This window comes from Acinetobacter sp. F-1 (genome assembly GCF_022869025.1).
GTDB classification, from domain to species: Bacteria; Pseudomonadota; Gammaproteobacteria; order Pseudomonadales; family Moraxellaceae; genus Acinetobacter; species Acinetobacter pseudolwoffii.
The window spans coordinates 70,447-90,859 of record NZ_JAJKFX010000011.1 but is presented as its reverse complement, the minus strand read 5'-3'; the positions used below and the strand labels follow the sequence as shown (position 1 = coordinate 90,859).

At 38.9% G+C, this 20,413-nt stretch carries 15 protein-coding genes; 5 read left to right on the top strand and 10 right to left on the bottom strand.

The annotated features are described in order from the left end of the window. Positions 1–191: 191 nt before the first annotated feature. From LOZ91_RS11200 to LOZ91_RS11155, 10 genes are all read right to left on the bottom strand, one after another. Positions 192–968, bottom strand: coding sequence for an OmpA family protein (locus LOZ91_RS11200; RefSeq protein ID WP_074382802.1), 777 nt, complete (start codon positions 966–968; stop codon positions 192–194). 97 nt (positions 969–1,065) lie between these two features. After that, a complete protein-coding gene (gene tssM / locus LOZ91_RS11195) occupies positions 1,066–4,893 on the bottom strand; it encodes a type VI secretion system membrane subunit TssM (RefSeq protein ID WP_244783208.1) in 3,828 nt (1,275 codons plus the stop codon). A 31-nt stretch (positions 4,894–4,924) separates the two neighbouring features. Beyond that, positions 4,925–6,367: a hypothetical protein gene (locus LOZ91_RS11190; RefSeq protein WP_244783207.1), complete on the bottom strand. Its 1,443-nt coding sequence runs from the start codon at positions 6,365–6,367 to the stop codon at positions 4,925–4,927. Further along, a complete protein-coding gene (tssG, locus tag LOZ91_RS11185; protein ID WP_244783206.1) occupies positions 6,364–7,359 on the bottom strand; it encodes a type VI secretion system baseplate subunit TssG in 996 nt (331 codons plus the stop codon). Before tssG ends, LOZ91_RS11190 begins: the two co-directional genes overlap by 4 nt. Further along, the gene (gene tssF, locus LOZ91_RS11180; protein ID WP_244783205.1) at positions 7,323–9,125 is read right to left on the bottom strand and encodes a type VI secretion system baseplate subunit TssF; all 1,803 of its coding nucleotides are present in this window, start codon (positions 9,123–9,125) and stop codon (positions 7,323–7,325) included. The genes tssG and tssF overlap by 37 nt, the downstream gene beginning before the upstream one ends. Beyond that, positions 9,122–9,613 carry a type VI secretion system baseplate subunit TssE gene (gene tssE, locus LOZ91_RS11175; RefSeq protein WP_005096862.1) on the bottom strand — a complete coding sequence of 164 codons (492 nt, stop codon included), beginning with the start codon at positions 9,611–9,613 and terminating at the stop codon, positions 9,122–9,124. Before tssE ends, tssF begins: the two co-directional genes overlap by 4 nt. A 78-nt stretch (positions 9,614–9,691) precedes the next feature. Next, entirely contained in the window at positions 9,692–10,195 is a 504-nt protein-coding gene (locus tag LOZ91_RS11170; protein ID WP_005096861.1) for a type VI secretion system tube protein Hcp, read from the bottom strand. 52 nt (positions 10,196–10,247) lie between these two features. After that, positions 10,248–11,729, bottom strand: a complete 1,482-nt coding sequence (gene tssC / locus LOZ91_RS11165; protein WP_100328651.1) for a type VI secretion system contractile sheath large subunit — start codon at positions 11,727–11,729, stop codon at positions 10,248–10,250. Continuing rightward, positions 11,716–12,225 (bottom strand): type VI secretion system contractile sheath small subunit, encoded by a 510-nt coding sequence (tssB, locus tag LOZ91_RS11160; RefSeq protein ID WP_244783204.1) that lies wholly within the window; start codon positions 12,223–12,225, stop codon positions 11,716–11,718. The genes tssC and tssB overlap by 14 nt, the downstream gene beginning before the upstream one ends. 14 nt (positions 12,226–12,239) lie before the next feature. Continuing rightward, positions 12,240–12,923, bottom strand: a complete 684-nt coding sequence (locus LOZ91_RS11155; protein WP_244783203.1) for a hypothetical protein — start codon at positions 12,921–12,923, stop codon at positions 12,240–12,242. 346 nt (positions 12,924–13,269) lie between these two features. On the opposite strand from LOZ91_RS11155, the gene tssH reads away from it, so the two are divergent. The 5 genes from tssH (at position 13,270) to LOZ91_RS11130 (ending at position 20,410) form a co-directional block, all read left to right on the top strand. After that, positions 13,270–15,936, top strand: a complete 2,667-nt coding sequence (tssH, locus tag LOZ91_RS11150) for a type VI secretion system ATPase TssH (protein ID WP_244783202.1) — start codon at positions 13,270–13,272, stop codon at positions 15,934–15,936. A 46-nt stretch (positions 15,937–15,982) separates the two neighbouring features. After that, positions 15,983–17,092 (top strand): type VI secretion system protein TssA, encoded by a 1,110-nt coding sequence (tssA, locus tag LOZ91_RS11145; protein WP_244783201.1) that lies wholly within the window; start codon positions 15,983–15,985, stop codon positions 17,090–17,092. Positions 17,093–17,100: 8 nt separating this feature from the next. Beyond that, a complete protein-coding gene (gene tssK / locus LOZ91_RS11140; protein ID WP_244783200.1) occupies positions 17,101–18,465 on the top strand; it encodes a type VI secretion system baseplate subunit TssK in 1,365 nt (454 codons plus the stop codon). A gap of 8 nt (positions 18,466–18,473) precedes the next feature. Next, complete coding sequence (icmH, locus tag LOZ91_RS11135) at positions 18,474–19,286, top strand: type IVB secretion system protein IcmH/DotU (RefSeq protein WP_074383165.1); 813 nt, start codon at positions 18,474–18,476, stop codon at positions 19,284–19,286. A 167-nt stretch (positions 19,287–19,453) separates the two neighbouring features. Then, complete coding sequence (locus LOZ91_RS11130; protein WP_171304334.1) at positions 19,454–20,410, top strand: M15 family metallopeptidase; 957 nt, start codon at positions 19,454–19,456, stop codon at positions 20,408–20,410. Positions 20,411–20,413: the final 3 nt, after the last annotated feature.

Below are 20,413 nucleotides of genomic sequence, written 5' to 3'. Positions count from 1 at the left end.
GTTTATGAATTAAAATTTTGTTCAACATATCATATTTTAATAAAAACAAATAGTTCTTTAAGTTATTGAATTAAGATGAGAGTAAGACACTTATGAAGTTATTGTATGGTAAACGGTATTTAACATAATATACATTATACGAAATCAATCTGTAAGCCACAAATAGATATGTTGCTCAAGCAACCTAAGCTTTAAAGCACTTCAAATTCAATCCTGCGATTTTTCTTACGACCTTCAGCTGTTAAATTATCAGCTATAGGTTGAGTTGATCCTAAACCATCAACACTTAAATTTTCAGCTGCTATATTTTTACTGATTAAATAATTCTTTACGGCTTCTGCGCGCTGTTGACTCAGTACTATATTTTTGTTGGCATCACCGGAACTATCAGTATGTCCAATAATCCGTACCTTCTTTCCGCTCACCTTATTTAAAGCTATGACCATTTCATCCAGAATCTTTGCACCGGACGCTGCCAGTACCGCACTACCAGATTCAAACTCAACAATGCGATTCTTTAATACCGCATCAATAATCTGCTGTTCTGCCTGATTTACAGTGAGCTGTGCATTTAAATGATAATTTGCTGGTATTAAACCTTGAAACTTTTTAGTAGTGATATCCATTTCATGAAGATTCAAAACCTTACCAATCAACTGAATATTAGACCCTTTGACCGTTAATTTACCTTGTTTTACCTTTTTAAGATCATCATTAATCACCTTATTTACCGCATTCGACCATCCAATTGGTGCTGTCACTTGACGGATCTGAATGCGATTTATCACATTTTTCTGGCCATAAGTTGCATAGAGTTTATTCAAAATTTCCTGTTGTGTGCTGTCATTCGGTACAACACCTTCAACAATAATGGATTGGGCCTGTACGCCGCCGCCTAAACATATAGATAATAAAATTATGATTTTATTTATATAATTCAATTTTAAGCAGGTTTTTTTTATTTTCATTTCAGGTTTCTACCCCATGTGTTTTTTATAGTTTAATATCGTGAGTTAAGCTCATCTGACATTTATTTATTTATTTATTTATTTTGGATTAAAAAGATCATGGCGTCGTCGCTCCTGTTTTTCCTACCGGAAGCATAGATGTTTGATTTATTTGTTCAGACACCGCAGTACGCTGTGCAGCGACCACACGTACCGATTTATTCGAGACGATCTGATCTACCAGTTGCAAATTGCTATAATTTGGCTGACCTCCGATAGAACTTGAATTATTACCACTCACCAGTCGGAAATGGGTCTTCACAAATAGTTCAGGATAATCTTTGCTGCGCCACACCATTTCAAAAATATTGCCTTTTTGAGTACGTTGTGCATTATCAATCATGCGGTTGATGCCATATTCACCTGGTTCATCAAATATGGTATGGGTCTTCCCTTCCAGATCGATTACTGTGATTCGCGCGCCCGGAATGGTGCCAGGATTTGGCCAGATAAAATTCACCCATTGTTGAACACCATTTTCAAATAGCATTCTTTGTCCATCAATATCAATGGTATACGCTAGTAAGTGAGACTGTTCTAAGGGATAAAACTGAAAATTAGATTGATTGAGGTTCACGGTTTTTGAATTGGTATGGTTTAACTCTCCAGTCGCCAGACCATGTACCGGTGCGACATAATTCTGAAAACTTGCAATAAAGGCAGGATTTAGACTAATGCCTAAATCTTGCCAGGTTTTTGAAGTCAGACTATAGCCGCGACGGATCACCAGAGGATCCAGATGCTCTTTGACAAAACGTGCAATACTGCCATTTTCACCAAAAATCTGATTAATTTCCTGAGAGCTTGCCTGTAAACTGGCCTGACTGCTAAACGGATATTTTTGTGCCAAATTTCCACTAAATGGTTGATAGGCCTGTATCTGCCATAATTTATTCATTTCAGCCTGGGCCGGAATCATCAGGCTTTCAAAGGAACGTGTCAGCGGCACACTCAATAATTTTTTAATCAGCTGTTGATCCAGCTCATTGCTTCCCACCGACATTTTTTCATCGACAAATTTCTGTGTGATATTAAAGATAGAGTTCTGCTCATCAATGGTTTGTTTGACTAAGATCATGCTGGCAGGACCAATATCGCCAGAACTTTTTAAATCATTGAAACGGCTTCGAACTTTGGCCATGGACTGCATATACTCATCTAGCAGCGACCGGTTCTGCAGATCGTCTCGCGAGCGTACAATCTGATAAAACAACTGAAAATCTTTAGAAATCACGCCATGAGATAAATGTGATGCAGAATTCTGTGCCAGTTTCACATCATCACGTTGCAATACTTTACGTTTAAACCAGGCAATAAAACCTTTTTGTGGAACTGCCAATTCAGCTTGCACCACAGGATTATCCCAGCTGGTTTCTTGTGCTACACGTTGAATGACCTTGCGGATGGGTGAGTTTTCTGGCTCACCCAGAATATCAATCTGACGGGTATGCTGATTAAAATCGGTTGTCTTGGCATAATGAATTGCATTTAAAAATTTACGCCATTCACTGATATATTCTTTTTTATACATTTCAGTCAGCTGGCGTCGAATTTGTTCCGGACTCCCACTGAAACTCAGGTCATCTGATTGGATGGTATTCAATACCCAGTCTTTGCTTTCGGTTGAGCTTTGAGCTGCCGTATCTATGGCATGTTGTACATAATCATTCCAGGCTTGATAGCTATAAAAACCGGGTAAGGCATAACTTCCCAACATTATTGTTTGAGCACTTTCCCCTACCATCTGCTTGATGGTTAAGGCTGGAAAACGTACCGAAGCCCGCATTTTAATTTCGTTATACACACGGTCACGTGCGGATACGCCTGTCGTCAGTGCTGACAAAACCTGACGGGTCTGTTCCACCAGAACAGTATCAGGATTAAGCAGAGGAAATGAACTTGAACCTGTCAAAGTCATGGCATAGCTGAGTAATTGTTCGGCCTTTTGCAACATTTCGGTACGTGGCTGTTGCCCCTGATGCTGATCAAGCCAGTTTCGCCAGAACCGTGTCAGCTGGTCACTCAAATGACTTGAATCTATATATTGGCGGTTGCTCAACATCAAATAAGTCTTAAGCGCATTATAGGCATCTTGTGGATTTTGGTCTGATGGCGCTAAGGCCAGTTGTTGAACTTGTGCAACCGGCTGAACTTGTACATTGATATGATTTTCTTTTAAAGTCGCCGAATGCTGTTTTACCCGTTGTAGATATTCCGCAATACTCTGCTGGGTAGGCTGCAAGATTAATTGCTCAATTCCTTTCAAATATTCAGCTTGCAGTTTTTCCCGGATCTGATGCCCTTGATACAGACCAAAACGATACTTGAATGGAAGCCTTTGATCAAATTGATCCAACTGTTGTAAATGCGCTTGCAGGATTAATAATGCATCCGTTTGTGTGGCCAGTTCAGTTCCTGACTGTTGCTGCATCAGCACCACCTTATTCAGGTCAGCCTGAACCTCAGCCATTAACTGCTGGTTATTCCGATAAGACCATATCCACATACTCAGTACAATTGATACTGTGAGTAAAGCCCCGGTAAAAGCCATAAAGCGCTGACGTTTTCGTGCCGGATTAATATGCTGCTTTACCAGATGCTTATCTTTAAGGATGACCTCAGAAAATAGGCTTTTCAGGAAATAACCTTGATTCTGGGATGTTGATGGAGTGGATAGCGCAATTTCATCATCACTGCGAATCAGATGAAAATCCTTAGCAATCTGTTTTGTCATTGGACTTTCAATCTGGCCTTCCTGTAAGGCACTGGTAAAATAAAAGCCACGAAAAACCGGTTTAAATTGGTAAGGATTTTCCTGAAACAAGGTTGCAATAAAGGTCTTGAATACTGGTTTAAGACTCTTAAATTCCAAAGGAAAGGTCATCACGCTGGGTGATATCTGCTGCGAATGACGACGGGTTAAGTGGGTCGTACTTACATTTTTGAGTCCGTCATATAAAATACTGAAATGCTTTTCAAACAACTGAACAGCATTTTCACTGGAAGCTGGTTCATAGGCCAAGGTGGCACCCCAAACCTGATCAAATTCCTGCTCATGATAACAATCAAAAAACTCCGTGAATCCGGCAATCAGATCCATCTTGGAAAATACCAGATAAACCGGAGCAAATACCTCTAGACGTTCAGTCAGATCCTGTATACGCGCCCGCAGACTTTTGGCCAGTTGCATAGACTTCTCCGGACTTTGGTTGACCAGTTCGGCCACACTGACCATCACAATCAATCCATTCACTGGGGCTTTAGCACGATTTTTCTTGAGAATATTCAAAAATCCCAGCCATTCCGGATGGTCTTCAGGATAGACCGAATACCGCCCAGCGGTATCCAGCAACACACCCTGTGTTGAAAAAAACCAGTTACAGTTTCGAGTTCCATTGAGCCCGGCAGATCGCATTTTCTGATGGGTTGCTTCAAATGGAAAGCGTAGACCTGAATGATAAATGGCAGAACTTTTCCCTGCTTCAGGATGACCAATCACCATATACCAAGGCAGTTCATAGAGTGCAGCATTAGCCTTGCAATCGCCCAGTTTAGATTTACGAATCAGCTGGATGGACTCTTTGACCTGTTGACTGATTAACTGAAGTTCTGCTTTATTATTCTTGCTTTCAGCCTCGGTATTTTGAGCTAAGGCCGTTGCAATTTTTTCGTCCTGTTTAGCAGACCGATAACGCTGGATAAATGCATAAATCCCCCAACCTATTAAAATAGCAGCATAGACCAACAGTAAAATCCAGAAGACTCGATCAGCGACCGTATTCTTCATGGAAATAATGACCACTAAAAAAGATAAGGCCATCATCGCTTTAGGATTACCAATGTACTGCCAGACATAGCCCAAGACGGTATAAAATAGTGTATTCACGGTTATCTCTTATTTTAATTTTTATAAATAATTAAGCGACTAATGTGCTTTGATTGAGTTGATCATTTTTTGTATTGGTAAAATATAAATAGGTAGATTCTTGTTGTAGGCCATAGGTTATTGTAATGACATTGTCTACTAGATGTGCTGACAACATCGCGGCAAAAACGGTGGCTAAATGCTGCGTATGCCCTAAATAAATTTTAGGATAAACAACATGATCTGGTTCGAAGTCAATATTTTCGAAACTTTTTTGTATTTTCTTCATCTTTTTGGAATGCGTGGCTTCATCCAATAAAACTAAAAAAGGTTGAGGCCATTCTAGCTGAGTAGAGAGATCAACTTGATGCTGAGCCAGATATTCCTGCAAATGCGTGACATGCTTAGCTACTTGCAGGGCTTGCAACGGGATCATTCCTTCAATTTCTAACTCAGGCGCAGCTAGACACCAGCTGGCAGCATATTCTGACGCAATATAGTGTTCATTTTGCCAAAGTTGATCATTGAGATAGTCCTGATCAATTTCAGAATCTGCCACGATGATAAGACTGGCCTCATGGGATTGCCCTGCGCTCTCTTGTATTAAATTCAACCAGTTGGAATAAGCACGATCAGCTGGCAAGAAATGCAACTGGAGATGAATCTGAGCAGGAATTATTGAATATTGCTGCTCAATCTGGCTTAAGAGTTGTTTCTGATATATTTCATTCCAATCATCAATCAAATGATCGGCTAACAAAATATGAAGATTCAGTCGATTTAAGCGAACGACTGGTACGGTAATAAGAGGTGTAATATGACTCTCATCTTCTTGGTAATTTTCCTGTGTCCATCCCGGATGCATTCGATATTGATAAGCCAGCTCCTGATCATAAAATAATGCAGAATGTTTTAACTGTCTGGATATTAAGCTCAGGCTTTCCTGATGCTGCTCCAGTTGATTTTGAATGAGGTGTTGAATCCGCCGTCCACCTAAGCTTGTCATTATTCCTTGCTCAGTCTGGTCTTTTTCGAGCAATGAATCTATGGCATGAATACGATATGCCAATAGCGGCAGACCAAAATAATTCAGCAATTTGGGGTCTAATTCTGGACTACTAAACTGCATCATTTTCTCTAAAATTTCTGTATTTTTACCAAAACTGTGCCAGGCTACAGCTGAAAAAATATTAAGGGGGTAATCTTCAATCGGCTTTAAGGGTTCTTTTGTATTTTCAGAATCTTGCTGACGTATTTGAGCCAATGAATTTGCTTGATCCTGCTGCTTTTGTTTTCTTTGCTGATACTTTTTTAGCGCTTTATAGATCAAATAAGGTGTAAATAACAGCAGGCAAAGTAGTAAAGGTAAAATACCGAAATACAGGGTCAACTCTATATTGGATGGATCGTACTGAATATCTCTCCAGTAATAAATGACAAGACCACTTGTAAGAACAAATAAGCCTACAAAAGTCTGAATGACAGGCTTGATCATGACAGGCTTCCTATCAGGCTATAACAAGTTTGCGTATTATGTGTGGCCTGATTGGCCAGCAATACCGCCCCTTTTGCCAAACCAATAGGATTCGCTTGTCCGAGCTGGACTGAGCATAATTCATCTTTTTCTAGAATCAGCCGAAGATCTACCAATAAGGTTGGGCTACACCAGATTTGAAGAATCTTTTTTAATTTGACACTATGGATCCCTTCAGATAAAAAATTCAGATAGTCTTCACGTTTTAATGGGCCGATTTCAATTTCAATTTTTTCATCAATTTGCTGAAGGCTTTCGCCACAAAAACTATTGATTCCCAGCCGAACCGGTCGTGATTCTCCCAAACAGCTTCTTTGCTGTTCATTAAGCTGAAAGGTTTCTGGAATGAACTCATTGATCTGAAAGTTAAACTTAAAAATACAGGACAGGATGCTGTTTAAGGCATAATGTGTATTATTTTGACCCTGCATCAAACCTGAAAATTCAGCAAAATAATCATCTATATTCTGCTGTTCATGCTGCTGACTCATATAACCACTCAAAGCATGTAGCAGGTTCAGATAATGATTTTCCTGCTCAATTTCATAGCGTAAGGCTAAGTGATAATTCAGACAGGCATCGACATATTGTGCAGTAAGCTTATGATTGAATAATCCCAGAAAATGCAAGCTTTCTTCTCGTTGTGTCCGTGTGCCCTGTTTAATTTTATCCGTATAGATATAAGGCAACTCTCCCAAGATACCAGTTAGCCCAACAATTAAATTGGTCATCTGCACTTTCTTATCTTGAGTTTGTAGTGATTCAATTTCAGAGACTGGAAAATTAAGATTCAGTGAACTGATAAATTGAAAGGCTTTACTCCATTCCTGCTCGTTTTTCTGTTCAGGCGCATGCCTTAATAATCGCGTGGCTTGAATAAATTCAAAGCTGGTCGGTTGTTGATAAAGCCGGTCAACTACAGAAGCCTTTTGCCACCAATCTGCTGTACGCATTGGTATAACTCCTGTTTTGATTTTGAATCAATAACGTGCATGTCTACATAACTATTCATCTGAACCTTTAAATTAAAGAGATGATTTAAAACCTGCACAAATATATAGAGACTAGCTCCCCGAAATATTTCGGTATCAATCTGAATTTCAACTTTGACACCACGTACAAATAGTGGAAACGGTTTATGCTCACGCAGTTTCTGCGTCAGGGAAAATTGCACAGCCTGAATTGAATTAATGATGAGGCGATTTTCTTTGGATTGTGGCAAATTATAAAGTTCAAGTAATTCTTTAATATAGCTGACCGTATCCCCTTGCATTAAAGATAGATTATTTAATGATAAGTGCGAAATAATCCGCCACTGTTCCTGCTGCTTTTGATCAAAATAATAGGGTAAATTAGGTCTTTTGACTAAGATCGCCTTACGTATCAAGCTACTGTCATTTAAAGATAAGGTGTTTTGATCTTTATGGTAACTTTCATAAGGCAGATCCCGATTACAGCATAGTAACTGGATACTGACAAAGTCAGATGAAATTTGATGCGGTTCTAAAGATTTTGAAATAATGGAATATTTTAGTCCTGTACTATTATTATTCTCGGGGAATAGATGATAATAAAACTGCCCATCTGCCTGATGATAATGACTCATAGCAAAAAAAGGTAAGACTGAAAAAATCATCTGATTTTTTTCATTTTTTTCTCGTAATATATTCATCTCAGTGATTGCATAGACCTGAAAATATTCAGGATGATGGATATCACTTATGAGTGAATATTCAAGGCGTTGATGATCAATTTTCTGTGGTTCAGCCTGTTTAGGGAACAAATTCACTATGGGAGTTGCAAATAATTTGAAATTGGCACTATTTAATTCTGAATAGTTTCGGATCATTGCCTGATCATTCAGATTCATTTTAAAGTGAATCTTTAATTCAAATTCTGTAGTTTCTATATTCAGGTTTTTTAGAAAATTCAGATTCAAATCAAGAAAATTAAATTTCTCTGGAAAGCAAAAATACTCAATTAATAAACGATAAGCATGGTGAGTATGCTGATCGATTGGTAATACACTTTCTGTCTCAGTAAAACCCTGCAACTCAAATGGATTTTCAATATCAATCTTTTGGGTCTGTGTGTTTATAGAAAAACGGGTCTCGGGTTTAAAAATACAATCCAGTACTTGCAAGGGGAGATTGGAAATTGCATCAAGATAAATCGGCAGTTTTTGTTGGTCTAGCAGTCGTTGCTGCTGGTTAAAAATCTCGAAACCAAAGATTAGAGTTGCGTTCTGATTTAAATGAATATGTGCCGAAGCATGTGTTTTAAAACTGAGCGATTTTAATCCGATGGGTAATAGTTCAACCTGTTTTACCGTACGATATTCGCATTGTACTCCACGGGTACTTTTTGATTTTAGTACAGTTTTTTTAGGAATCTGCTGGCTACTTTTAAGCTGTCGGATTTTATTGCAATCCTCAAAACTGACCACTGAACATGCTGGAAAAGGTTTCAGATACTGCGGAAACATCACCTCAAAAATAGAGCGAGTGAATACCTCGTAGCTGTCATGTAACTTTTTATCAATGCGGGCGGAAATGAGTGAAAATGCCTGAATCAATCGTTCAATATGCGGGTCATCAATTTGCTCCTGATTGAGAGCAAGACGTTGAGCAATTTTCGGATATTTTTTGGCAAATTCTCTTGATTGTTGTCCAAATTCCTGTAATTGTTTTTCATAATACGGTAATAATTCTTCAATCACAGCACACCTGCTGATGTTCTAGGCAAAATCACGTATTGTTGTGTTGTGGGGTTGAGAAAAGCATCAAAAATCACCGGCTCATAGAGTGGATAAATATTTAAATAAGCTTGGATACTCAAACACAAGCTCCCCATATTCTGCTCATCGACCAGCATCTCTACATTAACTTGTTTTAAACGTAGTTCATGAACATGAATAGACTGCTCAATAGAACGGCAGATTTTGTCCCGATCCAGTGGATTCGCCGTTGAAAGACCGACAAAATCTATAATGCCAAATTGAAGAATGGAACCTTTGACCTGATCATAGCGATCAACCCTGCCCTCCAGATTAGCCATGCGGCTATTTAATAGATCTTCCAGATCAGTAGCGACTGATTCTCTTAAGGCCTGCAAAGAAAGCCCTTGTACACTCATTAGGTTCTGAGGCAAGAGACGGTCAAATAATGTTGTTCTAAATCCGTAAGGATGGAGCTGATCCAAATTCATATTGTTATTTTCTAATTTTATTTATTATTTTAAATATTCTGAGAGAGGCTGATCAGGATCAGCCTCTAAAGGAGCAAATTATGCTGCATAAGATGCAGTGTTATTTGCCAATGACCATTTCTTGGTCACTGCACCTTTTTGCGTGCCATTAATATCCTGTTGATTATAAGTCCATTCAACTGCTGCATATTTCAGACCAAAAGCTTCTGTTGGAACACCTTCTTGATTCACTACCGGAGTCACTTGTGAAACCAACACATGTTTTAATTTAATTTGTAGATATTTAATGCGTTTATCGCCATTCGCTCGATAAAAATCGATTTGTACTTCATCAAAGGTATAACCTGCTGAACATGCTTCCCAAAGTTTTGGGCTGGTTGCATCCAGATCTTTCATAAAAATCATGTCAGAATGTTCAACCCGTTCTGCAGTATGACCACCTACACTGGAAGAGGTTGCCGATTTTGGCTGGCGAATATTGTGAGACCAAGAGTTCACTTCTAACCAGCTTTTATGTTCTGAATCACGAGATTCACCATCGACTTTATATTTGCCTCGAAATTGGACGTAAATATCTTTCATTTTTAATAATTTTCCTATTGTTATAAACGTTATTATAATTTTGCCAACAGCTTTAATTGCTTGACTGCGGCAGCTCAGTGACCAGTCGCAAAGAGACAGACAACTCGTCTAGCTGAAAGTGTGGTCTCAAAAAGACCACAGACTTGTAGTGTCCAGGTTTTGCCGGATTTTCTACAACTTTGATAGAAGCCTCACGTAGTGGATACTGTGCTTTGGCTTCCTGTGAAGCGCCGTCATCCAAGAGTACATATTGAGACAGCCAATCATTTAGAAATGCTTCGACATTTCCTGCTGATGCAAAGCTTCCCACCTTGTCACGCATCATGGCTTTTAAATAATGGGCGATACGTGAAACTGCCATAATATATTGAATTTGACTTGATAATGCAGAATTGGCATTGGCCAGGTCATTTGCATATTTCTTTGGTTTTTGTGTAGATTGAGCGCCGAAAAAGGCAGCATAATCCGTATTTTTACAATGTACCAACGAAATAAATCCAAGATCACTGAGTTCTTTTTCACGACGATCTGTAATGGCAATTTCCGTCGGACATTTAAAAATGACTTCCCCATCATTGGTTTTAAATGTATGTACTGGTAGACCTTCGACCAGACCGCCACCTTCAACACCACGAATTGCCGCACACCAGCCATGCATGTCAAAGGCATTGGTTAACCGTGTACCCAGGGCATAAGCAGCATTCATCCAGAGGTATTCATTGTGATTTTTACCGGAAACATCTTCCACGTAGTTAAAGCCTGCTGTCGCAGTACCTTCTTTCGGATGATAAGGTAAACGGCCTAATACTCGCGGAATGGTCAATGCCATATAACGGGCATCGTCACTTTCTCTGAATGAACGCCATTGTACATATTCAGCTGTTTCAAAGATTTTGGACACATCGCGTGGACGATCGATGTCGGTAAAAGCTTCCAGTCCAAACATTGAAGGACTTGCCGCAGAGATAAATGGTGCATGTGCGGCGGCTGCCACATGTGAAATCTGCTCTAGCAGATACAGGTCTGACGGTGTGCGATCAAATTCAAAATCGCCAATTAAAGTGGCATAAGGCGCTCCACCAAAAGAACCATATTCTTCTTCATATATTTTTTTAAATAATGTACTTTGATCAAAGTCAGTTGCACTCTGAAAATCTTTAACCAGTTCTTTTTTAGTGGTATTCAGCATGCGAATCTTGATTAAAGAATGTGATGGCGTTTCCTGACAAAAATAGTATAGTCCACGCCAAGTAGATTCGATTTTTTGAAACTGTTCGTGATGCATAACCTTACTGAGCTGAGTCGAAATTAAGGCATCAATTTCTGCAATACGTTTATCTAAAGCCAGTGTCATATTTTCAGAGACTATAATCGTACCGGCCATAACCTCCTTGGCCAATTCACCAATCAGGCTTTTAGCACGTTCATGTTCCTCTTCGGTACGGGCAATTCGACTACGTTCAACGATAGAATCCAGAACCGAGTATTCCTGAATAGATACATCTGGGACAATTGCAGCATTAGAATGATTCACTGTCTGCCTCCACACTCATTTTCTGAATTTGGTCAGTATTTTTTAAAACTTCATCCAGCAAATCTTCCAGGCGTTCATTATTGGAAATCTTATTGCGCAAATCAGTTAAACGTTCTCTTGCTTCAACCAGTTTTCGCAAAGGTTCAACCTGTTGTACTACCTGTTCCGGCAGGAAATCATCCATAGCATGGAACATCAGATCTACCGAAATTTTTCCGCCCTCTTCGGTCAAACTATTGTCCACCTGAAAACTGGCACGGGGTGCTAAGGACTGCATTACCTCATCAATATTTTCGAGGTCTACATTGATAAATTTTTTATCTTTAAGCTTGCTGCTTTTCAGTTCAGAGACTGCTGAAAAGTCTCCCAACACCCCGACCACAAATGGCAACTCTTTGACTTCACGGCCATCCCCGACTTCGACATCGTAGGTCAATTGCACACGCGGCGGCCGAATGCGTTGTAATTTTTTTTGTACACTTTCACGCTTAGCCATCATGATTTTCCTTGTTAATTATTTTTTAATGATCCAAATGGATTGGTAGTGAGGCCATGGGTTTGAGTGCTTATATTTTCTGGTTTCTTATTGTTCATGGCTGCTGTATTCACTTTCGTATTATTACTCGATGTTTTATTTTTCTTTAGATTAACATTTTGTTTTAGCGTAGTATTTGCCTTGGTTTTTATCTGTTTTGATTTCGAATTCAACGCTGTATGGGATGAAGATTCAGAAAATTTCGGTGCGGGTTGTGCCAGATAAATATGTTCAGTCAGTGATTTGGCTTGCGGATAGGTAAATTCGTTTAAAGTACGAACTTCTGTACTACGCATCTGCTCTAAACTTCCGGCAGAGATTCCAATACCAGCCAAAAAACCAAGATCAGTCAAATCCTGATGATGGTAATTCTGCTGATGTAATTTCTCGATTAAATTCAATGCCTTCAGGTTATATCCTAGTTCGACATAGCGCTTGGCGATTTGGGTATTGAGTTGATGCTGTAGCGGAATATTTTTCTTCGCCGATTTGTCGCACAGCTGCTGATATAAACCGATCAGTGCTAAATCAGTAGCATCCTTTGCCTGTGGATAGGCCTTGATACATGATCGATTTAATTCTGCAGCGTGGGTTTGAGCAAAACATAGCTGTGCCATTCCTGAGATGAGCAATACGATAAAACTTAAATTGTTTTTCAAAGTGAGCCTCATTTTTTGTTGTTTTTTATTTTTGAATATTAAAAAATGATTTTTCTATTCTTATAATTTTAAAATCGTGATGTGGATTTAACAAAAAATGATCACAAAAAGTCAATACGAAAATGAGTTTTAGTTAAAAATTTTATGTAATTTGCTAAAATTGCTAAATTCCGATCAATGAATGCAGACTTTTTATTGGATTTGAGTAGAATATGCCAAAAATAGTGCGTCAAAATATTTTGACAGCCTATAGATAAACTTAAACAAATAAAAATTAAACTTAATAATAAGAATCATATAGCTATAAATTCCAAAATATCAGGCTATATATTGAAAAGAGAAAAATATGAGTAATTTAAAAATTTTGATTACAAAATTATCCGGACATGCGCGCCTCTGCCTTGAAAAATCGGCGAACTCCTGCATTAAAAATCAAAATTATGAAATCGAAATTGAGCATTTTTTCTTAGAATTGCTACAACAAAATGAATTAAATGATATAAAGTTCTTGCTGAAAAAATATAAAATTGATGAAGATAATCTGATTAATGAGCTTCGTCTGAGTATTCAACAACTGAATAAAGGGAATTCTCGCACTCCTATCTTTGCTAAATCAATTATTCGTGTATTAGAACAAGCCTGGCTTTTGGCTTCAGCAGAAAAAAATCCGATGATCCGGAGTGGACATTTACTGGTTGCTTTGCTTACTGCACCGCATCTATATCAAGTTGCGATTCGTGCCTCTGCATTATTTGAGCTATTTCCAATTGATAGCATGAAGTACCAATTTTTAGAGCACTGTAAGCAAAGTATTGAAAGCCCAGATCATATTCATTGCAGCAACATACAAGAAAATTCACCCGTTCAACAGCCAGAATTTAATAAAACCCCAGCACTCGATCAATACACAATAAATTTAACTGAAAAAGCGCGCCTAGGCCAGATTGATCCAGTGATTGGTCGTGAATTCGAAATCCGCTTGATGCTAGATATCCTGATGCGCCGTCGTCAAAACAATCCTATTCTTACTGGCGAGCCAGGAGTAGGAAAGACTGCCGTTGTAGAAGGACTGGCACTTAAAATTGCTACCCATCAAGTACCTGATCCACTTAAAAATGTAGAGCTGCATATGTTGGATCTTGGATTATTACAAGCGGGTGCCAGTGTCAAAGGTGAATTTGAAAATCGACTCAAACAAATCATTCAGGAAGTTCAGTCTTGTCGTTATCCTATTATCTTATTTATTGATGAAGCCCATACCCTGATTGGTGCTGGAGGTCAGGCTGGTCAGAATGATGCCGCCAATCTGTTAAAACCGGCTTTGGCACGTGGTGAACTACGCACCATTGCAGCGACGACTTGGGCTGAGTACAAACAATATTTTGAAAAAGATGCTGCGCTTAGTCGGCGTTTCCAGGTCGTGAAAGTAGAAGAACCGACTGAAGAAGTGGCTATCAATATGTTACGGGCCATGATTCCGGTCATGACTCAACATTTTCAGCTGCACATTGATGATGAAGCCATTATTGCTGCGGTACGTAATTCGCATCGTTATATCAGTGGGCGGCAATTACCAGATAAAGCTATTAGTGTTTTGGATACGGCAGCAGCACGGGTGGCTTTGAGCCAAAATTCGCAACCGGTCAAGTTAGACCAGTTACAGGCACAGTTACATAATTCTCAACTGGAATATGGCCTTTTACACAAAGAGCATCAAGATCCCCTGATGCATCAAGAGCGTTTAATTAAATTATCAGAAAAAATTTCCAACTTAGAACAGGAAATTTCACAGCTGAGATGCCAATGGCAGCAAGAACTGGAACTAATTCAGCAAATCAAATCCTTACAGGCTCAATCTGAACAGAGTGAGAAGCAGAATCAAATAAAAACATTACGCCGGCATTTAGCCCAGATTCAGGATCAAGATCCATTGGTCTTTGAAGGTGTGAACACGCTTATCATTAATCAAATCATTTCAGACTGGACTGGAATTCCGGTAGGAAAAATAATGAATAATGAGATCCAGCAAGTATTAATGCTCCAAGATAAATTATCACAACGTGTCATGGGCCAGGATGATGCATTACAACGGCTGGTACAAGGCATTAAAACGTCTAAAGCTCAACTAGATGATCCGAACAAACCGCAAGCTGTGTTTTTGTTAGTTGGCCCAAGTGGTGTAGGAAAAACCGAAACTGCCCTCGCCTTGGCGCAGGAATTATATGGTGGTGAGTCACATCTGATTACGGTGAATATGTCGGAATATCAGGAAGCTCATACTGTATCTTCATTAAAGGGTGCTCCTCCAGGTTATGTCGGCTACGGTCAAGGAGGCGTATTGACGGAAGCTGTGCGCCGTAATCCATATAGCGTAGTTTTACTGGATGAAATCGAAAAAGCGCATACTGATGTGCAGGAGTTATTTTATCAGGTCTTTGACAAAGGAATGCTGGAAGATGGCGAAGGCCGACTAATCGATTTTAAAAACACTACGATTCTGCTGACGTCGAATGCGGGTTCCAATGCCATGATGCAGGCTTGTTTAAATCAACCTAGGGAAAACTGGCCGGATGCCAATACTTTGATAGATCAATTAAAACCAAGCTTATATCAGCAATTTAAACCGGCCTTTCTAGGACGTATGCAGATCGTGCCTTATTATCCTTTGCACGATGAACTGTTAATCCAGATTATTCAGCATAAACTGGCAAAGATTATCCAACGCATCCAGCAGCAATATGCCATGCAAGTTACTTATAATGAAAACGTGCTTGAACTACTACTCAGCCGCTGTACTGAAGTTGATAGCGGTGCACGTAATATTGATCATATTTTAAATGCTTCCATATTGCCTGCTTTGGCTACAGAAATACTCATGGCCATGAGTGAAGAAAAGCTGCCTAAATTAATTCATATTGATGTCCAGCAAGATAAAATCCTTTACAGTGTAGATCCAAAAATTAAAACAGTTAAAAAATTTCGTTTTAAAAGCAATACAGCTGATGTTGTATGATCAGATTAAATAATAAAAACAAATAAATATAAGAATGGGTATAGAAATGACACTGAAATTTGAATATTTATTGCAAGGAATTTCCATTGAACAGCCATGTGGTGTGGATTGTTCATTTTCAAATGATTTTCATGCGATTAAAAAAGCCAAAACTTGGGATGATCCCCTATTGGATCAAGGTGACTGGATCGCTGAACCCAAACAAGCGGATTGGCAATTTGTGAATGACAAAATAATTGAATTATTGTGCGAAAAAACCAAGGATATTCGATTATATACTTGGCTCATTCAGGCATGGAGTCATCTATATGGTTTTGAAGGTATTGCTCGAGGATTAGAACTAAGCCAACAAAGTCTGGGGCGCTACTGGTTAGAGATACATCCTGTTATTGAAGAGGATAATTTTGATCAGCGTTTGGGTTTGTTGCAAGGTTTGATTGCACAATTCCCCATACTAATGAAACAGATTCCTTTGGTCAGCTCCGCACCTTTTTATAGTTTAAGTACATATGAAGCACTTTTACATCAGCGCAATATGCAACTAAAACAACAGGATTATTCTTCTGAAAATGATCCTGTTCAGGACTTGGAATATTTTGAGCAACTATTGCTAAATACTGACAAATCTATACTGAGCCGAAATAATCAATATCTTTTGGAGATTCAGACAGAGTGGCAAAAACTTAAAACCACTTTGGATCAACTGTTGGGTCTGGATGCACCAAGTTTTGCAGCCACAGACTCTCAGCTCGAAGCAATATTCACCAGTATCAAGCGAATCTATAAAATCGAAAATTTTGAGCAACCTTCCGAAATAATATTAGATCAGGTGAACTCACCACAACCTCATACTTCGGAAGCAGTTGTGATGAATATCTCGCATGCAAATTCAAATCTGCAAAAATTTCAGCCCCACGCCCAAAACCATCTGGCCAATCGTCAACAGGCAATGCAGTTATTACAAGAGATTGCTCAGTATTTTCAGATCAATGAACCACATAGCCCAGTGAGCTATATACTACAAAAAACAATTAAATGGAGTCAGCTGCCCTTACATGAATGGCTGGCTCAAGTCATCAAAAATGAGAATCCTGTAGAGCATGTCCATGAATTACTGGGTGTACATACCAATAATGAATCAAAGAATGAATGGTAAATATTAAAATGTTCAGAGCAGAAAAAGTACTTTGGGGCGAAGGTCTATTTTTAAGACCGCAACATTTTCAATTACAAGATGCTTATCATGAGCAACGTTTGAGTCATATGATTCGTGCGACATTTCCTTTTGCTCATGGAATTCAGTCCATCCAATTTGATGAAGCACAGTTCAATATGCACATACTGGCATTAAGTAAAATTGAAATGATTTGGCAGGATGGTGAAATTTATCAGGCACCAGCACAGGATTTATTACCAGAACCCGTGCAACTGGATGCTTTAAACCTGCATGGAGAGATGCAGGTTTATTTGGCTTTACCGATGCTACAACCCAATAAACAAAATGTAAGTCATGCCGAAAGTACTCAGGCTGGCCGTTATCACTCGCAGTTAATCTCAACCCACGACTTATTTACCGATGCAACGACTGCAGAAATCACCCTGTTACGCCGTCGTGCTGAATTTAAGCTATTTGAACTCGGGCAAATACCTCAACAGCATCTGGATGGCTATTTATATATCCCGGTTGCTCAAATCAAGAGACAAAGTTCAGGAAATTTTATTCTCAATCATAAGTTTATTCCTCCCATTCTACATATCCAGGCATGTGAGTATCTGCTAGACAATTTAAAGCGAAGCTTAAATATCATTCGAGCCAAAATTAAGACGATTCAATCTAATAACCGTGAAAATGAACAGAAATTGATTGAATTTCGCTCGGGAGATATTGTCTCTTTCTGGCTGGTAAATACCTTAAATACAGCCCATGCAAGCTTGAACCATATTTTGCAGTATCCGCAAATTCATCCGGAACGACTATATGCGGAACTGCTACGACTTACTGGATCTTTACTCACCTTCTCGACTGCTTATGAGATTGATCAACTGCCACAGTATCAACACCATCAACTTTACGAAAGCTTTAATCAGCTGGATATTATTCTCAGAGATTTACTCGATACGATTATCTCGAATCGCTATATCAGTATCAGTTTAAAAGAAACACGTCCATCCTATTGGATTGGGAGTCTGGAAACAGACAAAATCAGCCGAAATACCAGGTTATATCTGGCTGTATCGAGTAGCGTAATGCCAGCGCATAATCTGATTGCGCATGTTCCGGTCCGTTTTAAGGTCGGCAGTACCATCGATGTTGAACAACGTGTAATTGCAGCTTTGCCTGCTGTGCCAGTGCAGCATCTTATGCAGGTTCCTACGGCAATTCCGGTGCGATCCGGTGTTCATTATTTTGAGATCGAACCAAATAATGAACTGTATCAGCGTATGCTGGATTCAGAAGCAATTTGTGTTTATATCCCGAATGGGTTTCAGGATATTGCGATTGAACTCATTGCGGTTATGAATGGATGAATATTCAAATGAATACAATCACAAATAATCCTTCTTCACTGTTTGAAGAGGATCAGAACGGAATCGGCGATATAGCAAGACAATCTATCGAAACCAATATCTCATACGGGGCAAGTTTGCTAGATTTACTGCATGATGGTTTTTATATCATTTTTCTTATAAAAAATAAATACATACCTGCTGATATAGAATTATTCCGTGAGAAAGTTTTGCAGATGCTCAGCCGATTTGAAAGCCAGGCACGTAAGGTACAATTTTTAGCTGAAGATATTCAAGATGCCAAATATGCCTATTGTGCTTTACTGGACGAAACGATTGTCACACAACAGGATGAGCGCTTTTTTGATTTGCAGAATTCCTGGATGTTGAGCCCGTTGCAATTAAGTCTGTTTGGTTCACAACTGGCTGGCTATCAGTTCTTTGAATATCTGGAAAACATCCGTCATAAAGACAAGGATCGACTGGCAGTATTAGAGGTTTATCATTACTGTCTATTATTAGGCTTTCAGGGAAAATACCGGATTGAATCGATTGAACATTTGAATAGTTTGGTGGCTCGAGTCGGAGATCAGATTGATTATCTCAAAGTCAAGAAAACGACCTTTTCTCCTTTTTCCGCGCTTCCCGATCAAATCAGACATATAATTCATCGAGAATTACCATTTTTCTGGATTCTAATTTTCCTGTTTTTATTTGCAGTATTCAGCTTTGTCGCTTTTAAATATGTTTTATCGACAGAACAAATAACTATTTTTACTCAATATCAGAATCTGATTAGCGCTCCTGCTGAGCAAGCTTATATTACGATTCATTTACCCTAATTAAATTTTTCAGATCAATACCATGAAAGCTCATAAAAATAAAAACTTAAAAGTATTTACTTCAGAAAAATTGAATGCAATCTTTGCAAAGAATTGCGCCGTTGTACAATTTATATCGCTTAAGAAAAGACTGGGTTGGAATCTGAACTAGATCAAGTATTTCACTTATGATTTTTATCATATTGAGTAGCTTCACCCTAATGAGCTTGGTAATGTTCGCCCTGCTGTCCTATGAATTTAGACGAAGGATACAGGGTGTTTTTCTCAGATTTATTCCGCAAAGCAAACAGCAATTGACTCAAGCAATACATTTTTCACGTAAATTTTATCGGGCGGCCTCGCCTGAACATCTGCATTCTCATTGGTATGTGCAGCAGTGGTGGATTTTGATTACCGGATTAATATTATTTGGCAGTATTTTGCTACTCGCTTTTACCCAGCCCTTAACTGCCAGAAAATTTGAATCTGAATATTTAAGGAAAGTTGATCCACAAATTTATGCTCTTTTGGATGGGCAAATGTTGACGGCTCCGCCTGAAGTTGCTGACCACCTCATTATAGAAGCTCTTCAACAAGAGCATTTTCCAGATCATCCGGCTATTTCAGCACAAAGCTTTAATTCAAATCTTAAAGATATTTATAGACCAGCAATGTATACACATTTAGATATCAGTACAGCAGACCGTAAATGGCATAAGATGAATCCACGATTTAAGCAACGTTTACTGATGGTATTTAAAATCATGAAAGAACAGCATGATTATGAGCTGGTTTTACTTGAAGGCTATCGGAGTCCGGAACGGCAAAATTCGTTGGCAACAGATAGTAATATTACTAAGGCCAAAGGCTTTCAGAGTTATCATCAATTTGGATTGGCTGCAGATATTGCCTTTAAACGGCATGGCAAAGTAGTCATTACAGAACGTGATCCCTGGGCCATGCGCGGTTATGAGTTATATGGTCAGGTCGCTGAATCGGTAGGTTTGACCTGGGGCGGCCGCTGGAAATCCATTAAAGATTTCGGACATACTGAATATCGTATGCCCGGTTTAAAGAAAACTGCTGAGATGGCACATCAACTGATCCATGAAGGTCAATTACAGGTACATACATTACAGCCTTAAATA

Bases quoted from the DNA above. Each gene is read 5' to 3' on its own strand.
- LOZ91_RS11200 (WP_074382802.1), bottom strand. From the start codon at position 968: ATGAAAATAAAAAAAACCTGCTTAAAATTGAATTATATAAATAAAATC.
- LOZ91_RS11190 (WP_244783207.1), bottom strand. From the start codon at position 6,367: ATGATCAAGCCTGTCATTCAGACTTTTGTAGGCTTATTTGTTCTTACA.
- tssG (WP_244783206.1), bottom strand. From the start codon at position 7,359: ATGCGTACAGCAGATTGGTGGCAAAAGGCTTCTGTAGTTGACCGGCTT.
- tssE (WP_005096862.1), bottom strand. From the start codon at position 9,613: ATGAATTTGGATCAGCTCCATCCTTACGGATTTAGAACAACATTATTT.
- LOZ91_RS11170 (WP_005096861.1), bottom strand. From the start codon at position 10,195: ATGAAAGATATTTACGTCCAATTTCGAGGCAAATATAAAGTCGATGGT.
- tssB (WP_244783204.1), bottom strand. From the start codon at position 12,225: ATGGCTAAGCGTGAAAGTGTACAAAAAAAATTACAACGCATTCGGCCG.
- tssH (WP_244783202.1), top strand. From the start codon at position 13,270: ATGAGTAATTTAAAAATTTTGATTACAAAATTATCCGGACATGCGCGC.
- tssA (WP_244783201.1), top strand. From the start codon at position 15,983: ATGACACTGAAATTTGAATATTTATTGCAAGGAATTTCCATTGAACAG.
- tssK (WP_244783200.1), top strand. From the start codon at position 17,101: ATGTTCAGAGCAGAAAAAGTACTTTGGGGCGAAGGTCTATTTTTAAGA.
- icmH (WP_074383165.1), top strand. From the start codon at position 18,474: ATGAATACAATCACAAATAATCCTTCTTCACTGTTTGAAGAGGATCAG.
- LOZ91_RS11130 (WP_171304334.1), top strand. From the start codon at position 19,454: ATGATTTTTATCATATTGAGTAGCTTCACCCTAATGAGCTTGGTAATG.